Raw genomic sequence first — 19,529 nt, forward strand, 5'->3', positions numbered from 1 at the left:
TCAGTTATTAAATAATTCTAACTCCTGATTTTTTTACTATAATTGATTACTACAATTTTCAATAGAATTAAACTAGAAAAGATAAGTAAAGAATGATAACACATTGGTGTTCCGGAAGCTGTTTTGGGACATGCTGCTTTACCTATAAATTGCATGCTAGAAGCTAACAAGGCGATTGCTCCTGCAAATCCCGTACATAAAAAATAGCTCCAATTCCATCTTTTTAAAGTGTGCGCAATTAATGGTATTATAAAACAAATTAAAATGACTAAGCACATTGGTATGCTTAGTATTTTAGGGCAACCTTCTCCTGTTTTAAATTCTTCTAAAACAAGTCCTCCTGCACCAAGTATTCCTATAATTAAAATAAAAAAGATACTATAATTTAGTATCTTTTTTATTATTGAAGTTGTATTATTCTTGAGTTTCAATGTTTATAATTTCAGTAGTTTCAACTTTATCAATTGCCGTTATCATTTCTTTTAAATTGATAACACTATTTACTTTTGGGTTATCAATAGTAATCTCTTTGTCATTAGCTAAATGTACTGTTAGTTTAGAAACAGCCGTTTCTTTACCCAAACCAAATTGAAGCAATGCTGTTTGATCACTTGCCAAACCTTCTCCAGTAACCAACCATTCTGTAAGTGTTTTTGTAGCCGTAGTTATGGTTACTTTAGCACCTTGTACATTTACAGATTCTCCTAAATCTACTTGTATATAATTGTTCGTTCCGCCTTTGTTAATGTAAGCTAAAGCAGGTGTATCAATGTTTACCCAGATCATATCTAAATACCCATCTTGATTAAAATCACTTACTAAAGAAGTAATTGCATAATGCGGGTTTACAACGCCACTTTTTTCTTCTGTAGGTGCAAATGTTCCGTCTTCTTTCTGAACTAAAAACCTACTTGGTAATCTAAATAATTTGTTTGGTGCTAAATCCACATAATTTTCAGCAACCATTAAGTCCTGTAAACCATCGTTATTCATATCTGCAAAAGTAGCTCCCCAAGAAAATTCATAATCAGCAACTTTTGTTTCTACTGCTGCGTCAGAGAATGTAAAGTTTCCTTCATTTTTAAATAGAATCCATTTTTCATTAAATAAAGAAGCGTCTTTAATATCTCCTTTTGCTAACATTCTAGGCAATGTACTACCAGTATTAGAAAACATAAAATCTACTAAACCATCATTATTATAATCACCAACAGCAATTCCCATTGGGTACGCAAATTTTTTGGTAGTTGGATTCGATTTCATGGTGTAGGTAAGGTTTCCATTATTCTTGTAAGTTCTAACTTCTCCAGTATCATGTGCAACCACTAAATCTAACCAAGAATCATTATCGATATCAACCAAAATACCCTGAAAAGTATTGTGAACATAATCTAAACCAGCCTGTTTTGTAATACTAACATAGTTTTCAATACCAGTATTTAAAAGTAATTCACTAGTAGAACCATACGTGTAATCTTCAAAAATGGTTTGACCTTCCATTAACTCCTTTTTAAGATACGTTGCTAAAAAGATATCTAAATCACCATCTTTATCTATATCACCAACCGTGATTCCTGCAGGTGTCGATTTTTCATTTATAGGTGTATCAATTTTTTTAGATGTAAATTTTCCATCAGTATTATAAAAAATGGTTAATCCATCTTCTCTAGACACTATAATATCTGTAAAACCATTGTTGTCAAAATCTGCAGATACAGCACCAACTGTTGTTATTGTATTTCCTTTTTTAGGTAAGTTTACTTCTTCAGAAATATTTACAAATTTATTATTTCTGTATGCAAATAGTGCATCTTCTTGATTCATTCCTCCACCAAAGAAAACTTCATCGATATTGTCATTATCAATGTCTATTAATGCTGATGGTGCAATTGGTAAAGATTTATTGCCATTATATTGATGTATAAAATCTAAAGGCACTGCATCGAAAATAGGTGTTTTTTCTGCGGATATAGAAATATCATATTTGTCAGATACCGAATCTCTCCAGAAAAATCCTAAGATTACAACGATTAATAATAGGACAAGTATTCCAACAGATTTTAAAATTTTTTTAAGCATTTTTATTGATTTTTGAGTGTTTGTTAAGTTGATATAATGAGATTCCGAAAAGGATAAAATGAGTTACATTCATTAAAATAGGTAACATGTGTTTTCCTAAAGCAGGTATTAGTTTACCAATTATTACGAGTAGAATAAGTATTGTGATGGGATTAAAAAAGGCCATCCATTTTTTATAATAAGTACCACCTTTTAGTATGGCAGTTGCAAATACTATAGATAAACTGGCAATTACAACGCGTAAGGCTTGCACTAATATTTCCATGTGATTGGTGTAATGCTCTAAAAGATTTTGATACGTAGCAGGTGTCATTGTATCTTTTAAATGAACAATGTTTCCTATAGAAGCTCTAGAACCTATCCAAACACCGCCAACAGCAAAGGCAATAAAACCTAATGCTAAGACTGCTTTAGCTAAAGTATCATTTCCATATTTTAGCATTCTATAAATATGAACATATCCTGCAAAATAGAAAGGTAAACCAATTACCGCTAAGAAATGTCCGGTTGTGAGGTTGTCTAGAGATACAAATTTAAAAAATTCATATTCATTAGCATTTTCTAAAATGTTTGTTGAATAATGTAAAAGATATTCTCCAAGGCCTACAATAATAGACGCAAGAAAACCTAGATAACCTAGTATTTTGGTCAGTTTCATTTAGTTGATAATTTGTTAGTCTTCAGGTTGGTCGAAAAGAAAACGGTATCATTTCAATCGGAAGAAAAAAACTTGAATACTTTATTCATTTACAAGAACTTTATCTGTGTTTATTGAATTAAATAATCATTAACAATACCTAAGCTTAGTAATATGGTATACTCTAAAGATTATTAGTAGTTATTGTTTTAAGTATTAACAACCTAACTTTCTGTTTTTTTAATATGTACTATGAAAGACATTTTTTTAACTAAAGAAAACAAATAATATGGAATAACATTTGATATTTACATCCATAAATCATGTAGGTAACTAATCGTTCTATTAAAAAAATAACTTATGCATCATCTCAAGAAACAATTGCTATGCGTTTTTCTATTCACCATTAGTATGGTGTTTAATTCATTTGGTCAAACTCAAAAAGCAGACGCGTTTTATTTTAATCCGGTTTACGGAAATCAAACGATAACAATTACACCAAATCAAAGTTCTGATGGATTTATAGATAAAAAACTTTCAGAAGCAATTGATAAAGCAAATAAAAAAGGTGGAGGAATTATTACAATAAAGAATGGAAACTACAAATTTAAAGAAGGTGTAACAATAAAAAGTAATGTGCACATTCATGTTGAACCTGGCGTAAACTTTTATATGAATGATGAAGGAGTTTTGTTTACTGCAGAAAGCAATACAATAGGTAAGCCAGTTACTAATTTTAGTATCATTGGTGTAGATAAAGAACCTTTTACAATTCATTTTAAGTATGGAAATACGTCTAATTATGTTAAAAAGAATAGCTTTCTAAAACTTGGTTATACAAGTAATTTTAAAATTTCGAACGTTAAAATTCTAGATGCTTTCACAAAAATATCTTCTATTGTTTTAGCCGCAAACACGAGTAGTGTAGATGTATTGACAAAAAAGAATTCTAAAAATGGTAGAACTAATTTAATTCAACAAGTATTTGGTGTACCGAGTAAAGGTATTATAGAAAAAGTACACAATGAAAACGGGAGTTATGGGTACGGAGTTGTGCAAATGCAAGCGGGTAATAATATTGTGTATAGAGATTTAAGTGGAGTAGGTGGTGTTTCTTTAAGGTTGGAATCTGGTTTAAATGTAAACCAGCTTTTTAGACCTATAGGATCTGCACCCATATATCATATAAACGGAATTGAGTTGCCATTAACAATAGATAAGCAACCTAAAATAAATCAAGTTTATGGTACTAATATTAGTTGTAATAATGGTCATGCAGCATTTACAATGTCTCCACACACTGTAAAACAAGGAAGTGTTTTTTTATCAAAAATAAGAACAGAAAGTTGTGAAGCAGCAGGAGAAGTAAGTAAGGGTTTTATCAATAATTTTAAGAGAGAAGAAAAAGCAGGATTAGCAGTTTCTAAATTTCAGATAGGTAAAGGATCTTATGCCAGCAATTCTACCATTACAGATGTTGTTGCGGTATTTGGGCAATATGCTCAAATTAAGTCTAAAAATTTTAAATATATTCCGTGTGAGTTAAGAGTTGATAGAGGAACAAATAGTAAAAACGTAGGTTTAAGCACCGAAAATGGATTAGATTTTGAATCTCGCGTTGGACCTTCTTTATTTCCGTTTCATTACACAGCGGCTGCGCTAGAAGTTGGCGATGGTGGTTATAGAGTTCAAATAGATACAGCTACGGTAGTAGCACATGGTTTTGGCAGTAATGTTGATACAATTTCTATAAAAGGTGATTTTACTTGTGAGAAAACAGCAGATTTTACCACAGAAATTCGAGGAGCTAAAAAAGAAAAAGGAAATAAAAAAGAGAAGGGAAAAAAGGCTAAAAAGCTAAAGAAAGGAAAGAAAGTTAAAAAAGAGAAGCAGAAAAAGAGATAGATAAAAGTCAAGTCTAAAGAAGACTATTTCTAAGCATACAATTACCATAAAACAGCAAGGTTTAACGAATAAACTTTGCTGTTTTATGGTTTAATAATGTTTTACATTGTAACAAAACGAATACTCAAACGTCTTATTTATGTAACCAACTAAATATAAAAATGAGTTTTATAAGAGTATTATTTGCTATTTTCTTTCCGCCATTATCTGTAATAGACAAAGGTTGTGGATCTTTCTTTATTATCTTTTTGCTAACACTTTGTGGATGGATCCCTGGAGTAATTGGCGCTTTGGTAATTTTAAATAACCCAAAGAATTAGGAAGTGTTTATTTAGGTTAAACTATTAAAATGAAAAATAAGATACTACTCCCTTTATGTTTTTTAGTTGCCATAATTAGTAGTGCGCAGATAAAATCCATTCACTTTATTGGAAATTGGAAAATTGTTAAAGAAGATTTTAATAAAGACTTTATTATCTTAAAAAAGAATGTAAAAGGTTTTGGTAGTGCTATTATTCTTTTCGATCAATATAAAATAAGAGAAACCTTTTCTGCTCCTTGTGGTAATGACATTCGATTTTTTAGTTCTGTAAAAAAAGGAGTTGGAAATTGGATGTATAATGATAAAGACAAAATTTTTATTTCATCAATACCAATATTATGTAATGAAAAACGTTTTAAGTTAATTGCTTTCTATGATAATAAAATAGTATTGAAACCGATTAGGAATTAAGAAACCTGTTCTCCGTTTTTAATTTCTTTAGAAGGCTGTAATAAAACCACATCTCCTGCTACATTATAAACACCAATAACCAAACATTCGCTCATAAAGTTAGCAATTTGTCGAGGTTTAAAATTGACAATAACAGAAACTTGTTTGTGTAATAAATCTTCTTTGGTGTATAAATCTGTTATTTGTGCGCTCGATTTTTTAATACCCAAAGCACCAAAATCAATTTTTAATTGATAGGCAGGTTTTCTAGCTTTAGGGAAATCATTCACTTCTATAATGGTTCCTATTCTAATATCTACTTTTAAAAAATCTTCGAAGGTTATTTCGTCTTTCATATTATCTTTTCTTCATTCCTAATTTCTGTATCACCCATAATGGCCCTATCAATAAAAACTCTAAATCTTTTAAGAAAGAGGGTTTAGCACCTTCTACTTTATGCCCGTAAAACTGACCAATCCAAGCTAAAACAAAAATAATGATGGATGTGTACAGTAGGTTTACATGATTACCTATTAAAAAATTAGCTATAATTGATATTAAAATAATAAAGAGCATTTCAATAAAATACCAAAAGCCCAAACGCAGATAAAAAATAGAAATAACAAGCCCTACAACTACTGCCCAATTTTCTAGTAATGGATTAGAAAGTGCAAAAGTGTTTTCTAAAAAGCTAGTTGGTATACTCATTAGTAAACCAATAACGCTAAAAAAAATTAAAGGAACACAAACGTAATGTATGGCTTGGTTTGTCTCATTTTGATGACTTACAGCGTATTCATCAAAATATTCTTTGGCAGTTTTCATAAAATTGATATTAAAAACCTACAAGATAACTATTTTTATAATAAAAGGATACGCCGTTATTTCCAACCATTTCTAATCATAAGTTCTTCTATATGTGCAAAATGATGTTTGCTGTGCCAAGCATAGATACAAATATTTTCTTTTAAACTAACCTCTTTATGACCAACAGGGTGAATAAATGTTGTATTTAATTCGGCCTCTGTTAAACCATTTAAAAAATAAACCCATCTAGAGTGTAAAGCCTTTAAAGCATCAATAGATAAAGAGATAGGTGCAGTTTTAGCATCATGTAATTCTGCCCAACGGTCTTCGTAATAGGCCTTAATTACGGGCTTATCTTCTGTTAATGCCCATTTAAAACGGGTATACGAGTTTTGATGGCTATCATAGCAATGATGTACCACTTGTCTAATAGTCCAACCGTTTTCTCTGTACGGAGTATCTAATTGGTTGTCAGATAATTCTTTTGTTAAAAATTCTAATTCTTGAGGAAAACGTTCTAAAATAGAAATCCAGTCTTCAATGTTTTTTTTGGTGATATTTTCAGGGACATTTGTTTTCCCTATTGGATATTTTAATTCTTCTAGTGTCATTTATTTCTTTATAATTTTTTTCAAAAAACGTTTAGAACTGCTGTTTTCTGGGTTTATAGATAACGCTTTTTTGAAGTTGATAATTGCATTTACTGTATCTTTTTTTAATAAATAAGCTTCTCCCATGCTATCAAAAACGTTTGAACTTTCTGGGTATAAGATAGCATTTATTTTAAAAATCTCTAAAGCGTCGTCAAAATTATTTTTTTTAATAAATGTATAACCTAATTTGTTTAATGTGTGTTGATTAATGGTTGGGTTTAAAGAATCCTTTTGTTGAATCACTTTAAAAGCTTCCAAAGCTTTGCTAAATTCTTTGGCTTCAAAATATTCGTGAGGCGTTTTTTCATCATTTAATAATTTTCTAAAATGATATTTTACACCTTTGTGTTCTCTTTTTTCAGCCAATTCAATATGCATTTTTGGTTGACGCACAAAGAGTATTTTTTCGTTTAACTCTTTCATATAAAAAGCGCTGTCACTAACTTTTAATAATTTTAAATCATTATTACCACGCCATTTTGCATAAAGTAGGTGTTCTTTAAAATAGATTTCTATTACTTCGTTATCATTAAATAAATAACGTCCTTGTGTTGCAGTTATAAAATCTTCAGAGTTTTTTTGCGAAGTACAACTAGCTAATAAAAAAAGGAAAAATAAAGGAGTTAGAAAGTTTTTCATGGTAGGTTGGTTATAATGAGTACATTATTTAGACGACCAATACCCTTAAATTGTTACAGTTTTTTATCAAAAAAATCCATGAATATTCATTTATTAGATTGAAAATTAGTTTTTGATTTTATCAAATAAAAATCAATAAAAAAAGGGTACTAATTTTTTTAAAAACTATCTTTACTAGTATCAAAAAATAAAATAAATGAAAGTTGTAACACTTACCATAAATCCTGCTTTAGATAAAAGCGCAAAAGTTGCAGAAATGACTCCTTTTGATAAATTAGAATGTTCAGATATTACCTATCATCCAGGTGGTGGAGGTGTTAATATTTCTAGGGTGTTACATCGTTTGGCTATAGATAGCCATTGTTTGTTTCCTTATGGAGGTAAAACAGGCGAGCATTTAAAAGATTTATTAAAAGCGCAACATATCAATGTTTTTGCAACACCGATTTCTATTTGGACTAGAGAAAATTTTGCCGTGTTTGATGAGAAAACAGGCTTGCAGTTTAGATTTGGTATGCCAACCACTCCTTTTAATGAAGTAGAAATGGAATCGGTAGAAAAGTTGATAAATGAGCAAGTAGAAAACAACGATATTTTTGTAATTAGTGGCAGCTTACCAGTTGGTTTGCCAACAGATTACTATTCTAAACTCATTCAGAATTTAACAGCAAAAGGCGTAAAAGTAATTGTAGATACTTCTGGCCCCGTTTTTAATGAAGTTTTAAAAAATGAGTTGTTTTTAATAAAACCCAATCAAAAAGAATTGGCACGTTTAGCAGGAGTAGAAGCGCAAACAAAAGAAGAGCAAGAAGCTTTCGCTTTAAAAATGGTTGCAGATCAAATAGCTCAATATGTGGTGGTTTCTTTAGGGAAAGACGGTGCATTTATTGCGCATAAAAACGGAATAGACTATGTGAGCGCACCAGTAATTTCTGTAAAAAGTACCATTGGTGCGGGAGACAGTATGGTGGCGGGTTTAATTTATGCCATTACACAAAACGAAACGCCTAAAAATATGTTACGATGGGGAGTTGCTTGTGGTGTATCCGCCACCTTAAGTGAAGGATCTGATTTGGCTCACAAAATAAATATTGATAAAATGTTGAAACTAGTTTAAGCTTTTTTCTATAATTTTTTGAAGTTATTTCCTGCTTGGAATTTATTTTGAGCGAAGTGGAAAGACACTCGTTTTTTTAGTTTTGTTCTTGATATAAATTTTTTATGCTTCATAATTCACTAGAGCTGATAACTAAAAATAGGGGGCAAATCAATAGTCTGTCTTAAGTAAGGTTAAAATATTCAATCAGGGATAGTCTCATTTACAAACGTTATTTAAAAGAGATTACTAATGGTTACTTTTAAATAACGTTTGCTTTTTGTATTAATTTCTTTTACTCATTTCATCTTCGGTAAGATAACCATCACTGTTTCTATCTCTTTTATCAAAATTCTCTTTCAGTCTTCCTTTTACTTCGGTGTTGCTAAGTTTTTGATCTTTATTGGTATCCATTTTTTGCAACAATTCAGAAAAAGATGGTGGTGTATTATTATTTCTATTAGTAGGCTTTTGTCTATTTTGTGTGGTTGCTTTTTTTGTTTGTGGCGTTGTAATTTTTGTGTTTATTTTAGTGGTAGGTGTTATATCTCTAACGGCTCTTACATAATTATAAACGTATCTTACATCACCTTGAGGACCAAAATATTCAGGGTAATTTTCTTTTTCACCACTTTTAGGGTCGCTTCTTTGTGCGCCTGCACCATGAACATCCATTATTTCATTTCTCATTTTTCCTTGAGATGCTCCAAAGGCAATGTACACGGCACCTGCATTGGGGTTTTTACCATCTAAATGTGTGGTACTTGTCCAAAAATAAGGATATTGCTTTTTACCATTCGGGTCTTTAATTTCGGTAGTTTCAAAAACAGGATCTATAGCCGCGGAATTCGTTGTTTGAATTGAACGCGTATAATCTACAATACTTTGTAACTCCTTGGCATTTGGCAAGCGCCAATCTGTATGTGAAGCCAATTCTAAATTTTCAGCATAAGACAAAGATGTTTCCCAGTCTTTTCCTGTTCCATCATCGGCTTTTTGCCACATTAAACCCGTAGCATAATCACTAACGGTACCATCGCTATTGTCTATAAAATTGTTTTTTCCATAATCGGTATTTCCACGTACTAAACGAAAATACATTTTGTTATCAGTACCTGTTCTTGGTTGGTATTTTGGATAGCCTTTTATTCTACCATCCACAAAATTAACACCAAATATGGTTTCATTATTTTTCATGGTTCTCCCTACGTATTCGGTAGAAGACCATGTTTGTGCGTCAATTTCTCGTTCGTCTTTTTGTGTATTTCCTAAAGGTTGTTTAAAATAATTGGTATCTATAAATAATTCTATTGCTGTGGCTCCCTTTACTTTTCCTGTAAACAGAATCAATGAATATAATTCTTTAAGGGTAGGCACTCTCCAATCATTATAACCACCTAATTTAGAATTTTTTGCTTTTAAAAGTGCTTCTTTAAGCGTCATTTTGGTTCCCATATCTTGTTCCCAAATTAAACCTGTAACGGTATCTGTTATCGTGCCATCTCCGTTGTTGATGTATGAAGGCTGATTACCATTATAGTTGGCATCTTGTCCGTAAAAAGAAGCTCCTTTTGTTGGAGTAGTAATTTCTGCACTATCAGAATAAGAATTTTTTATACCGGTGTCTACAATTGGGTAGCTAACTTTTAAATTAGAAGGCTGGTTTGTAATGCTGTTTTCTGTGTATGGTAGAACCATTAAGTCTTTTCCGTAAAGTACGTTGTCCGAATAATTTTCGCGTATTGCTGCTGTTGTGGCTTCTTCATCTACAGCTGTAAAGTTAAAATGGGTTAAGACTAAATTTTTAACGTTGGCTTCTTTTGCCATTTGTGAGCTTTCAGACAAATTAACATGCGCGTGTTCTTTTATACTATTGGTTTTACGGTTTCTATTGTTGCTACTTTTACCCGTTTTTCTTTTTGATCCTAAAGCAATGGCGCCACCAGAATCCATAATTAAATAATCGGCATTTTTTGCCAAAATAGGAAGGGTTTTGGAATAGGTTAAATCGCCAGAAATTACAATAGATTCGTTACCAACATCAAAACGATAGGCGAGTGTAGCAATGGCATGTTTTACTGGTGTGTAAGAAATTTTAATATCTCCAATGTTAAAAGTGTTATTTCCTGATAAGTTTTTAGCATTGTAATTAGAAGTAGCATCACTTAGAGTTCTTCCTGATTTAGATAATCTGTACGCAATATCTTCTTCGTAACTTTCTAAGATATTGTCAATGATTAAAGTGGTTTGTTTAGGACCTGCAATGATGGTTTTGTTTCGTCCAAGAAGCGATTGTATAAAAATTGGCGCAAACTCTTCATTATGGTCTAAATGATGATGTGTAAAAAGCAAGCCATCTAAGTCCTTAATTTTGGTGTTTATTTTGTTTAAATTGGCTTGAGTTCCATTTCCCATGTCTACCAAAATCTGTGTGTTTTTGTAGCTAATTAATATTGAAGGACCAGAGCGTTCTGTATTAAATTTTGGCGATCCAGAGCCAATAATTGTGGCCGTTAAATGGTTGTTGTTTTCTTGTGCGAAAAATTGTATTCCTATAAAAAATAGTAGGAAAGCGAAGTGTCTTTTCATTGTATTCCTTTTGTTTCTTGGACACCTACTTTTGTAAATGGTTTAATTGAAAGCAGTAAAACAGCGCTATTTAAATTGATTAGGGGGAGTGTTTGGGGGAGATTTATAAACGCCAAAGAGTTCTATTTCACGTGTAGCTTGTCATTCCGAATGAGGCACGAGGAGGAATCTCATTATTAGATTTCTCGTAACTCCTTCGTCGTTCTGTCGAAATGACAAAAGGGGGCTATTTTACGTGTAGCTTGTTATTAAGAATAAGTCAAAAAGTGGTGTTTGTTTTAAGCTTTTAATAAACATATCACCTCTTTTATAGAATTAAAATGAAAGAATTATCATAAAAAATGAAGACCTCATAAAATAAATAGACATCGTATTTTTTTAGAGGTTAAATCATTGTTTATCAATGTTGTAATGGTGAGTTTGGCGATTGGGTATAATGTTCAGAAATATTTAGAGCAACTTAAAACAGAATATATTCTTATTTTTGGTAGCTGATTATCATTTAAATAATTAAAGAACAAACAAATGGCAAATACATTATTTGACAAAGTATGGGATTCACACGTTGTTCGTCAAGTTAAAGACGGACCAGATGTGTTTTTTATCGATCGTCATTTTATTCATGAAGTTACAAGTCCCGTAGCTTTTTTAGGATTAGAAAGTAGAGGAAACAGTGTTTTATATCCTGAGCGTACTTTCGCTACAGCAGATCATAACACACCAACTATAAACCAACATTTACCGGTAGCAGATCCTTTATCTGCAAATCAGTTAGATGCTTTAGAAAAAAATGCTGCAAAACACGGTATTTCTCATTGGGGTTTAGGAGATCTAAATAATGGAATTGTACACGTTGTAGGACCAGAAAACGGAATTACATTACCTGGTGCAACTATTGTTTGTGGAGATTCTCATACATCTACGCATGGTGCTTTTGGTGCTATTGCTTTTGGTATTGGTACTTCTGAGGTAGAAATGGTATTGTCTACACAATGTATTATGCAGCCAAAACCTAAAGCGATGCGTATTAACGTAAACGGAAAATTAGGTTTAGGTGTAACGCCTAAAGATGTTGCTTTATACATTATTTCTAAGCAAACAACTTCTGGTGCAACTGGTTATTTTGTAGAGTATGCAGGAGATGTTTTTGAAGACATGTCTATGGAAGGTCGTATGACTGTGTGTAACTTATCTATAGAGATGGGAGCACGTGGTGGTATGATTGCACCAGATAACAAAACATACGAATATTTAAAAGGTCGTGCTCAAACTCCTAAGGGAGCAGATTGGGACAAGGCAATGAAATATTGGGAAACTCTTTATACAGAAGAAGGAGCAGAATTTGATGTAGAATTTAATTATGATGCAGCAGATATTGAACCAATGATTACTTACGGTACAAACCCAGGAATGGGAATGGGCGTAACAAAATCGATTCCTACTGCAGAAAGTTTAAAAGGTGGAGTAGATACTTACAGAAAATCTTTAGGATATATGTCTTTTAACGAAGGCGATTCTATGATTGGTAAAGAGATTGACTTTGTGTTTTTAGGTTCTTGTACAAATGGACGTATCGAAGATTTTAGAGGTTTTTGTTCTATTGTAAAAGGTAGACAAAAAGCACCTAATGTTACGGCTTGGTTAGTACCAGGTTCTCACAAAGTTGTAGATCAAATAAAAGCAGAAGGTTTAGATAAAATTATTACAGACGCAGGTTTTGTATTAAGAGAACCAGGTTGTTCGGCTTGTTTGGCAATGAATGATGATAAAATTCCATCAGGAAAGTTGTCAGTTTCAACATCAAACAGAAACTTCGAAGGAAGACAAGGACCAGGATCTAGAACCTTATTAGCATCGCCATTAGTGGCTGCAGCATCTGCAGTTAGTGGTGTTGTTACAGATCCAAGAACGTTATTAGTATAAAAGTTATAAAGTACAAAAGTTAGAAAGTAGTTTGATAAAGTTTTTTAAACTTTAAGAACTTTTAAACTTTCAACTTTACAAACAATAAAAACATGGCTTACGATAAATTTGAAGTACTTACAAGTACAGCATATCCTTTACCTACAGAGAATGTAGATACAGATCAAATAATTCCTGCTCGTTTCTTAAAAGCTACTGAGCGTAAAGATTTTGATATTAATTTTTTCCGTGATTGGAGATACAATGCAGACGGAACACCAAAAGCAGATTTTCCTTTAAACAAAGAAATTTATGCAGGTTCTAAAATATTAGTAGGAGGTAGAAACTTTGGTTCTGGTTCTTCTAGAGAGCACGCAGCTTGGTCTGTGTACGATTTTGGATTACGTTGTGTAATTTCATCAGCATTTGCAGATATCTTTAAAAATAACTGTTTAAATGTAGGGGTTTTACCTGTACAAGTTTCAGCGGAATTTGCAGATACTTTATTTGCAGCAATTATGGCAGATCCTAAAACAGAAATTAAGGTTGATTTACCAAACCAAACGGTAACGTTAGTGGCTACAGGTGAGTCTGAATCTTTTGTAATTAATACTTACAAAAAAGACAATATGTTAAACGGTTTTGATGATATCGATTATTTAAAAAACATCGAAAACGAGATTACTTCTTTTGCTGAAACAAGACCATTTTAAAAAATATTTTTTAAGGTTGCAATATGGCAAGTAGAAAGATTGAAATAATGGATACGACACTGCGTGATGGAGAACAAACATCAGGAGTGTCGTTTTCAGTTTCTGAAAAATTAACAATAGCAAAATTATTACTCGAAGAATTAAAAGTAGATCGCTTAGAAATAGCATCTGCCAGAGTTTCTGAGGGGGAATTAGAAGCGGTTAAAAAAATAACTTCTTGGGCTACAGAGCATAATTTTTTAGAGAATATAGAAGTGTTAACTTTTGTTGATGGCAGTAAATCTATCGATTGGATGCTAGAGGCTGGAGCAAAAGTTCAGAATTTATTAACCAAAGGTTCTTTAAATCACTTAACACATCAACTTAAAAAAACACCGGCACAACATTTTGCAGATATCAAAGCAAATATAGAGACTGCAGCTTCACATGGTATTAAAACCAATGTGTACTTAGAAGATTGGTCTAACGGAATGCGTAACTCTAAAGAGTATGTTTTCGAATATTTAGATTTTTTAACAGCTCAAAATGTAGAACGTGTTTTATTACCAGATACTTTAGGTATTTTAACGCCAGAAGAAACGGCCGATTTTATAAAAGAAGTTTGCCATAAATACCCAACTACTCATTTCGATTTTCATGGTCATAACGATTATGATTTAGGAGTTGCCAATGTTATGGAAGCTGTTAAAGCGGGTGCTAATGGTTTGCATTTAACCATTAACGGAATGGGTGAGCGTGCAGGAAATGCACCAATGGCAAGTGTTATTGCTGTGATAAATGATTTTTTAAAGGATGTAAAAATCACGGTTAATGAGAAAGCATTAAATAAAATTAGCAAGCTTGTAGAAACCTTTTCAGGATTTAGAATTCCTGTTAATAAACCGGTTGTAGGTGCAAATGTATTTACACAAACAGCAGGAATCCATGCAGATGGAGACAATAAAAACAATCTTTATTTTAATGATTTAATGCCAGAACGTTTTGGTAGAAGACGTAAATATGCATTAGGTAAAACCTCTGGTAAAGCCAATATTCAGAAAAACTTACAAGATTTAGGTATCAGTTTAAATGATGAAGAGCTTAAGAAGGTTACCCAAAGAATTATTGAATTAGGAGACAAAAAAGAAGTTGTTTCTCAAGAAGATTTACCTTATATAATTTCTGATGTTTTAGACAGTGATACGATAGAAAAACGTGTTGTTGTAGAAAATTATGTTTTAGGACATGCAAAAGGAATGAAACCCTCTACAACTTTACAATTAAGAGTAGAAGGCGTGCAGTATGAGGCACACGCGCAAGGAGATGGGCAATTTGATGCCTTTATGAATGCATTGCGTAAATTGTATAAAAGACATAGTAAAAGAGATTTACCGTCTTTAATTGATTATGCAGTTAGAATTCCTCCAGGAAGTAATTCTGATGCCTTGTGTGAAACCATTATTACCTGGAAATTAGAAGAAAAAGAATTTATAACTCGTGGTTTAGATTCAGATCAAACAGTATCTGCAATTAAAGCCACAGAGAAAATGTTGAATATAATTTAATACAATCTGTCATTCTGAAGGAGGTATGACTGAAGGAATCGTTTTAATTAATATATAGATTGCTTCGTACCTCGCAATGACAAAAAACAAAAAATAAAACAATGAAATTAAATATCGCATTATTAGCAGGAGACGGAATAGGACCTGAAGTAATTGACCAAGCAGTAAAAGTATCTGATGCAATTGCTAAGAAATTTAACCACGAAATTACTTGGAAACCTGCTTTAACAGGTGCTGCTGCCATTGATGCAGTTGGAGAACCTTATCCGGATGAAACACATGATATTTGTGTCGCTTCAGATGCTGTTTTATTTGGTGCTATCGGTCATCCAAAATATGATAATAATCCTTCTGCAACGGTTCGTCCAGAACAAGGATTGTTAAAAATGCGTAAAAAATTAGGTTTATTTGCAAATGTAAGACCAACATTTACGTTCCCTTCTTTATTAGATAAATCTCCTTTAAAAAGAGAAAGAATAGAAGGAACTGATTTGGTTTTTTTACGTGAATTAACGGGAGGTATTTACTTTGGTGAAAAGGGAAGAAGAGATGAAGGAGAAACTGCTTTTGACAATTGTGTGTACACAAGAGCTGAGGTACAAAGATTGGCTGTAAAAGGTTTTGAATTGGCAATGACGCGTTCTAAAAAATTATGTTGTGTAGATAAAGCCAACGTTTTAGAAACTTCTCGTTTATGGAGAGAAACTGTACAGGCTATGGAAAAAGATTATCCAGAAGTTGAGGTTACTTACGAATTTGTAGATGCAGTTGCAATGCGTTTGGTACAATGGCCAAATAGTTATGATGTATTAATTACAGAAAACTTATTCGGAGATATTTTAACAGACGAAGCTTCTGTAATTTCTGGTTCTATGGGATTAATGCCTTCGGCTTCTGTAGGAACTGAAAATGCTTTATTTGAGCCTATACACGGTTCTTACCCACAAGCTACAGGTTTAAACATTGCAAACCCGATGGCTACTGTTTTATCTGCAGCGATGATGTTTGAAAACTTTGGTTTACAAGAAGAAGGAAAAGCAATTAGAGCGGCAGTAAATAAAGCGTTAGATGCAGGTTTTGTTACTGAAGATTTAGCTGATGGAGGAAAAGCTTACGGAACGAAAGAGGTAGGAGACTGGTTAGCAAAAAACATCTAAAGTTAAAAAAACAAATAGATATTAAAAAACCTGTTAAGTATAAAGCTTAACAGGTTTTTATTTTAATGATGTGAATAATTTTATACTTTGTTGTTATATAATTTTTTCACGGTTTCATTATAATTAGGGGATTAGGTATCACTTTTAAGAATTGTTCTTTTTGCAAGTTTTAATTATGTTTTTAAAGAGTAGCTAGAGTCTCTTTGTGTAAATTTTGGTCATTATTAACTAAGAGCTTAACGTTGAATTGTCAGCATAAAAATTGAATAAAATAGGCTAAGCTAAAAGGTTTTAATTTAGAGATTTTTTTTTATTATTTTAGGGGTCTTTTTTAGAAAATAAACTTATTATTTTGCCCAATAATCTAACACTAAGACATCAGCAATGATTGGACCAATTTTATTTACAAGGTCTAAATGTGCTTTATGAAAAAGATAAATCTCCCTGCCGTGTTCATTATTAAAACTTAGGGTAAAGCAATGTGTTAAGCCTTTGCTATTACCTTCTGTACTGTTATTTAAACCCCATTCTATGTTAGAAATTTCTGGAATTTCATTCTTAAGATTTAAAAAGGCTTTAACGGCTTCATCTATTTGGGTTGCTGTAGCATTATCTTTATATTTTAGACTTACCATATGTCTTAAAATTTTTCTATCCCCATCTATTTTTGGAGCAACCTTGTAACTCACTATTTTTTGTAAATCAAATCTAAAAGAGCCAGCAATTAAGAAGTTTTCGTTACCTATTTTATGTGATTTTAAGCCGTAGTAAATAGAAAATCCAGTTTCTAAATAGTTTATAGGGCTAAGAATACCTTTTTTATTTAGTCTTAGTAATTGAATACTAGCATCGTCTCTTGTGCCAACTGCAAGAACAGCCTCATTACTGTCGGCAGAAACTACTTCAATTCTTGTTTGTCCTTTCAGTTTAGTAGTTTCATCGTCTTTTAAAACAAAATGAGGTATTAATGCACCTTTTTTGTTCACCTTAAAAACACTTACTCCATCACCATGATAAACAAAGTTTGTCCTTTTAATAAACCCATTTCTTTTGTAATATTTATGATGCCTGTGACCAACAATTACATAATTATTGTCTCCCAAAGTTACACCAGTTACAGGGTATGCACCTGTTAAATATCTATCTTTTGTATTATCGCTAATGTTATTTATATTTTTAAATTTACCGTTTTCATAAACTCTAAAACTACTTACACCATTATCTTGAAATCCGCCTGTGTATAAAAAGGTTTTTCCGTTTATTTTGTGTGTAAACATGCCAATGATTCCATCTGTGTGTATGGTTTCATTGTCTTTCATAGATTGTACATGAGTTAGTTTTCCATCGTTCTCAATTTTAAAACAACTTAAGCCTGGTGTTTCTTCTAGTCCACCAATAAAAAGATACGATGCTTTTTTCATATGAACAACTTGTAAAGTAATGGCAGTACCTAGAAATGTTTCATCAGTATCCTTAGTTAAAGAAACCAGTTTTAACGAACCATTGTCTAATATTTTGAAGGTTTCAATCACATTTCCGTGTTTATTACCTACAAATAGAAAATCAGTTCCGTTAATCTGATCAGCAACCATTCCTCTTGCGGGGCCTTTTTGCATGTGTAATTTATGATTGCTAATAGAAGTTAGTATACCGTTTTTGTCTAAGCTATATACATCTATATTTCCCACACCACCTGCATATACGTAATGAGAACCGTCTTTTTTATAACTTGTAACAGATACGGTATTTTTTCCGGATATGCTTTTAAAGTCTTTTCTGTACAGCATCAAATCATTAGAAACTTGAGCAAAACAAATTTGAGAGACCATCAATATTATAGAGAGAACTCCTTTTTTTATACTATTCATAATTTTAGTCTTTTTCAAATTTTATTAATACGTAATTGCTTTAGCTCCAACACTTGCAATAGCTCTATCTTGTTCTATGGTACCGCCGCTTACACCAATTGCTCCAATAATTTTACCATCTTTGTTTTTAATAGGTAATCCACCAGGAAAGGTAATTAATCCTCCATTGGAATGTTCTATGTTATAGATTATTCCTCCAGGTTGTGTTAATTCTCCTAATTTACCTGTATCAATATTAAAATATCTTGCAGTTTTTGCTTTTTTTATGGCTACATCAATGCTTCCTAAAAAAGACTCATCCATTCTAATAAATGCCTTTAAGTTAGCACCAGCATCTACAATAGCAATGTTTACCAATATATTAGAATCTTCTGCTTTTTTCTTTGCTGCTTGCAATGCTTTAAAAGCTTCATCATGGGTAATATCATTAGTAATTTGTGCTTGTATTAGATTAGATGATAATATTAAGCTTAGCGTAATAACACAGTATTTAACTTTTTTAAGTAAGGACATAATTTTTTATAATTTTATACTGCAAATATTATAAACTATTTGAAGAAAAAAGTTGAACTTGTTCAACTAGATAAAAATTGTATTTATAACTGTTTTTTTATTTTACTTAAAAACTCATGTGTAATACCAAGGTAATTAGATGTTTGCCTGTCTGTAAGTTTAGAGGCAATATCTGGGTAATGGGCTATAAAATAACAATATCTTTCTTTTGCCGTTAAGCTATGATTTCGGATGAGTCTTCTTTGCCATGCAACTATAGATTTTTGAAACATTACACGAAAAAATTCTTCTGCTAAAGGGACTGAATTATATAGAGATAATTTATCTTTTTTATGAATTATAAGAACCTTACTATCTTCTAGAGCCTGAATGTTTAGATCTGATGGTTTTTGATTCATAAAACTATCTATATCCATTAACCACCAATCTTTTGCTCCAAAATATAACGTGTATTCGTTACCTTTTTTATCTATTGTGAAGATTCTAAAACAGCCTTCGACAACAAATCCTTCAAATTTACAAACTTGACCTTGCTGTAATAAAAACTCCTTTTTTTTTATAGATTTAAGAAGAAAGTGGTTACAGAATGCTTCTTTTTCTATTTTAGAAAATTTGGCATTTTTATCAATGTGTTTTATTAATAAATTGTTAATCATTAATTGCTTCTTAGTTTCAATATTGTAATGTAATTTTTTTTGATGTTACTAAGTTACAA

The 19,529-nt window shown here is 31.7% G+C and carries 19 protein-coding genes; 8 read left to right on the forward strand and 11 right to left on the reverse strand.

The genetic code is table 11. The features are described 5' to 3' along the window. Nucleotides 1-17: 17 nt before the first annotated feature. Genes WHD07_RS17575 through WHD07_RS17585 form a run of 3 tightly spaced genes read right to left on the reverse strand, consistent with a single transcriptional unit; the run spans nucleotide 18 to nucleotide 2,737 of the window. Complete coding sequence (locus tag WHD07_RS17575) at nucleotides 18-431, reverse strand: hypothetical protein (RefSeq protein ID WP_343329435.1); 414 nt, start codon at nucleotides 429-431, stop codon at nucleotides 18-20. Then, nucleotides 415-2,079 (reverse strand): CRTAC1 family protein, encoded by a 1,665-nt coding sequence (locus WHD07_RS17580; protein WP_343329436.1) that lies wholly within the window; start codon nucleotides 2,077-2,079, stop codon nucleotides 415-417. The genes WHD07_RS17575 and WHD07_RS17580 overlap by 17 nt, the downstream gene beginning before the upstream one ends. Continuing rightward, nucleotides 2,072-2,737 carry a DUF6796 family protein gene (locus WHD07_RS17585; RefSeq protein ID WP_343329437.1) on the reverse strand — a complete coding sequence of 222 codons (666 nt, stop codon included), beginning with the start codon at nucleotides 2,735-2,737 and terminating at the stop codon, nucleotides 2,072-2,074. Before WHD07_RS17585 ends, WHD07_RS17580 begins: the two co-directional genes overlap by 8 nt. 339 nt (nucleotides 2,738-3,076) lie before the next feature. Here WHD07_RS17585 and WHD07_RS17590 point away from each other — a divergent pair, with 339 nt between their 5' ends. The 3 genes from WHD07_RS17590 (at nucleotide 3,077) to WHD07_RS17600 (ending at nucleotide 5,354) form a co-directional block, all read left to right on the forward strand. Then, entirely contained in the window at nucleotides 3,077-4,621 is a 1,545-nt protein-coding gene (locus tag WHD07_RS17590; RefSeq protein WP_343329438.1) for a hypothetical protein, read from the forward strand. Between the two features lie 161 nt (nucleotides 4,622-4,782). After that, entirely contained in the window at nucleotides 4,783-4,941 is a 159-nt protein-coding gene (locus WHD07_RS17595; RefSeq protein WP_105048061.1) for a YqaE/Pmp3 family membrane protein, read from the forward strand. 29 nt (nucleotides 4,942-4,970) lie between these two features. Further along, nucleotides 4,971-5,354 carry a hypothetical protein gene (locus tag WHD07_RS17600; RefSeq protein WP_343329439.1) on the forward strand — a complete coding sequence of 128 codons (384 nt, stop codon included), beginning with the start codon at nucleotides 4,971-4,973 and terminating at the stop codon, nucleotides 5,352-5,354. Here the strand turns inward: WHD07_RS17600 and WHD07_RS17605 are convergent. From WHD07_RS17605 to WHD07_RS17620, 4 genes are read right to left on the reverse strand one after another with little or no spacing between them, the layout of a single operon-like run. Beyond that, the gene (locus WHD07_RS17605) at nucleotides 5,351-5,689 is read right to left on the reverse strand and encodes a tRNA-binding protein (protein ID WP_343329440.1); all 339 of its coding nucleotides are present in this window, start codon (nucleotides 5,687-5,689) and stop codon (nucleotides 5,351-5,353) included. The genes WHD07_RS17600 and WHD07_RS17605 overlap by 4 nt on opposite strands. Before the next feature lies 1 nt (nucleotide 5,690). Then, nucleotides 5,691-6,158, reverse strand: coding sequence for a DUF962 domain-containing protein (locus WHD07_RS17610; protein ID WP_343329441.1), 468 nt, complete (start codon nucleotides 6,156-6,158; stop codon nucleotides 5,691-5,693). Nucleotides 6,159-6,214: 56 nt separating this feature from the next. Continuing rightward, complete coding sequence (locus tag WHD07_RS17615) at nucleotides 6,215-6,751, reverse strand: YfiT family bacillithiol transferase (protein ID WP_343329442.1); 537 nt, start codon at nucleotides 6,749-6,751, stop codon at nucleotides 6,215-6,217. Further along, nucleotides 6,752-7,432: a hypothetical protein gene (locus tag WHD07_RS17620; protein WP_343329443.1), complete on the reverse strand. Its 681-nt coding sequence runs from the start codon at nucleotides 7,430-7,432 to the stop codon at nucleotides 6,752-6,754. Between the two features lie 196 nt (nucleotides 7,433-7,628). Here WHD07_RS17620 and WHD07_RS17625 point away from each other — a divergent pair, with 196 nt between their 5' ends. Then, entirely contained in the window at nucleotides 7,629-8,549 is a 921-nt protein-coding gene (locus WHD07_RS17625) for a 1-phosphofructokinase family hexose kinase (RefSeq protein WP_343329444.1), read from the forward strand. Nucleotides 8,550-8,813: 264 nt separating this feature from the next. Here the strand turns inward: WHD07_RS17625 and WHD07_RS17630 are convergent, their stop codons facing one another. Beyond that, complete coding sequence (locus WHD07_RS17630) at nucleotides 8,814-11,117, reverse strand: DUF1566 domain-containing protein (protein ID WP_343329445.1); 2,304 nt, start codon at nucleotides 11,115-11,117, stop codon at nucleotides 8,814-8,816. 525 nt (nucleotides 11,118-11,642) lie between these two features. Here WHD07_RS17630 and leuC point away from each other — a divergent pair. The 4 genes from leuC to leuB all read left to right on the forward strand — a co-directional run bounded on the left by leuC (nucleotide 11,643) and on the right by leuB (nucleotide 16,433). After that, nucleotides 11,643-13,040 (forward strand): 3-isopropylmalate dehydratase large subunit, encoded by a 1,398-nt coding sequence (leuC, locus tag WHD07_RS17635; protein ID WP_105048067.1) that lies wholly within the window; start codon nucleotides 11,643-11,645, stop codon nucleotides 13,038-13,040. A gap of 92 nt (nucleotides 13,041-13,132) precedes the next feature. Beyond that, entirely contained in the window at nucleotides 13,133-13,732 is a 600-nt protein-coding gene (gene leuD / locus WHD07_RS17640; protein ID WP_105048068.1) for a 3-isopropylmalate dehydratase small subunit, read from the forward strand. 23 nt (nucleotides 13,733-13,755) lie between these two features. Next, entirely contained in the window at nucleotides 13,756-15,276 is a 1,521-nt protein-coding gene (locus WHD07_RS17645; protein WP_343329446.1) for an alpha-isopropylmalate synthase regulatory domain-containing protein, read from the forward strand. A 101-nt stretch (nucleotides 15,277-15,377) separates the two neighbouring features. Beyond that, nucleotides 15,378-16,433 carry a 3-isopropylmalate dehydrogenase gene (leuB, locus tag WHD07_RS17650; protein ID WP_105048070.1) on the forward strand — a complete coding sequence of 352 codons (1,056 nt, stop codon included), beginning with the start codon at nucleotides 15,378-15,380 and terminating at the stop codon, nucleotides 16,431-16,433. Nucleotides 16,434-16,780: 347 nt separating this feature from the next. Here the strand turns inward: leuB and WHD07_RS17655 are convergent, their stop codons facing one another. From WHD07_RS17655 to WHD07_RS17665, 3 genes are all read right to left on the reverse strand, one after another. After that, nucleotides 16,781-18,301, reverse strand: a complete 1,521-nt coding sequence (locus tag WHD07_RS17655; protein ID WP_343329447.1) for a Dabb family protein — start codon at nucleotides 18,299-18,301, stop codon at nucleotides 16,781-16,783. A gap of 24 nt (nucleotides 18,302-18,325) precedes the next feature. Beyond that, nucleotides 18,326-18,814, reverse strand: a complete 489-nt coding sequence (locus WHD07_RS17660) for a heme-binding protein (RefSeq protein WP_343329448.1) — start codon at nucleotides 18,812-18,814, stop codon at nucleotides 18,326-18,328. A gap of 83 nt (nucleotides 18,815-18,897) precedes the next feature. After that, nucleotides 18,898-19,470: a Crp/Fnr family transcriptional regulator gene (locus tag WHD07_RS17665; protein WP_343329449.1), complete on the reverse strand. Its 573-nt coding sequence runs from the start codon at nucleotides 19,468-19,470 to the stop codon at nucleotides 18,898-18,900. Between the last annotated feature and the right edge of the window lie 59 nt (nucleotides 19,471-19,529).

Origin of the sequence: Polaribacter staleyi (genome assembly GCF_038024045.1) — a bacterium.
In the GTDB taxonomy this organism is placed as follows: domain Bacteria; phylum Bacteroidota; class Bacteroidia; order Flavobacteriales; family Flavobacteriaceae; genus Polaribacter; species Polaribacter butkevichii.

What these genes read in the sequence shown, in the direction of transcription:
- WHD07_RS17655 (WP_343329447.1), bottom strand. Translation starts at nt 18,301, where the DNA reads ATGAATAGTATAAAAAAAGGAGTTCTCTCTATAATATTGATGGTCTCT.
- WHD07_RS17665 (WP_343329449.1), bottom strand. Translation starts at nt 19,470, where the DNA reads ATGATTAACAATTTATTAATAAAACACATTGATAAAAATGCCAAATTT.
- WHD07_RS17610 (WP_343329441.1), bottom strand. Translation starts at nt 6,158, where the DNA reads ATGAAAACTGCCAAAGAATATTTTGATGAATACGCTGTAAGTCATCAA.
- WHD07_RS17660 (WP_343329448.1), bottom strand. Translation starts at nt 18,814, where the DNA reads ATGTCCTTACTTAAAAAAGTTAAATACTGTGTTATTACGCTAAGCTTA.
- WHD07_RS17580 (WP_343329436.1), bottom strand. Translation starts at nt 2,079, where the DNA reads ATGCTTAAAAAAATTTTAAAATCTGTTGGAATACTTGTCCTATTATTA.
- WHD07_RS17645 (WP_343329446.1), top strand. Translation starts at nt 13,756, where the DNA reads ATGGCAAGTAGAAAGATTGAAATAATGGATACGACACTGCGTGATGGA.
- WHD07_RS17620 (WP_343329443.1), bottom strand. Translation starts at nt 7,432, where the DNA reads ATGAAAAACTTTCTAACTCCTTTATTTTTCCTTTTTTTATTAGCTAGT.
- leuD (WP_105048068.1), top strand. Translation starts at nt 13,133, where the DNA reads ATGGCTTACGATAAATTTGAAGTACTTACAAGTACAGCATATCCTTTA.
- WHD07_RS17615 (WP_343329442.1), bottom strand. Translation starts at nt 6,751, where the DNA reads ATGACACTAGAAGAATTAAAATATCCAATAGGGAAAACAAATGTCCCT.
- WHD07_RS17605 (WP_343329440.1), bottom strand. Translation starts at nt 5,689, where the DNA reads ATGAAAGACGAAATAACCTTCGAAGATTTTTTAAAAGTAGATATTAGA.
- WHD07_RS17600 (WP_343329439.1), top strand. Translation starts at nt 4,971, where the DNA reads ATGAAAAATAAGATACTACTCCCTTTATGTTTTTTAGTTGCCATAATT.
- leuC (WP_105048067.1), top strand. Translation starts at nt 11,643, where the DNA reads ATGGCAAATACATTATTTGACAAAGTATGGGATTCACACGTTGTTCGT.
- WHD07_RS17630 (WP_343329445.1), bottom strand. Translation starts at nt 11,117, where the DNA reads ATGAAAAGACACTTCGCTTTCCTACTATTTTTTATAGGAATACAATTT.
- WHD07_RS17595 (WP_105048061.1), top strand. Translation starts at nt 4,783, where the DNA reads ATGAGTTTTATAAGAGTATTATTTGCTATTTTCTTTCCGCCATTATCT.
- WHD07_RS17590 (WP_343329438.1), top strand. Translation starts at nt 3,077, where the DNA reads ATGCATCATCTCAAGAAACAATTGCTATGCGTTTTTCTATTCACCATT.
- leuB (WP_105048070.1), top strand. Translation starts at nt 15,378, where the DNA reads ATGAAATTAAATATCGCATTATTAGCAGGAGACGGAATAGGACCTGAA.
- WHD07_RS17585 (WP_343329437.1), bottom strand. Translation starts at nt 2,737, where the DNA reads ATGAAACTGACCAAAATACTAGGTTATCTAGGTTTTCTTGCGTCTATT.
- WHD07_RS17625 (WP_343329444.1), top strand. Translation starts at nt 7,629, where the DNA reads ATGAAAGTTGTAACACTTACCATAAATCCTGCTTTAGATAAAAGCGCA.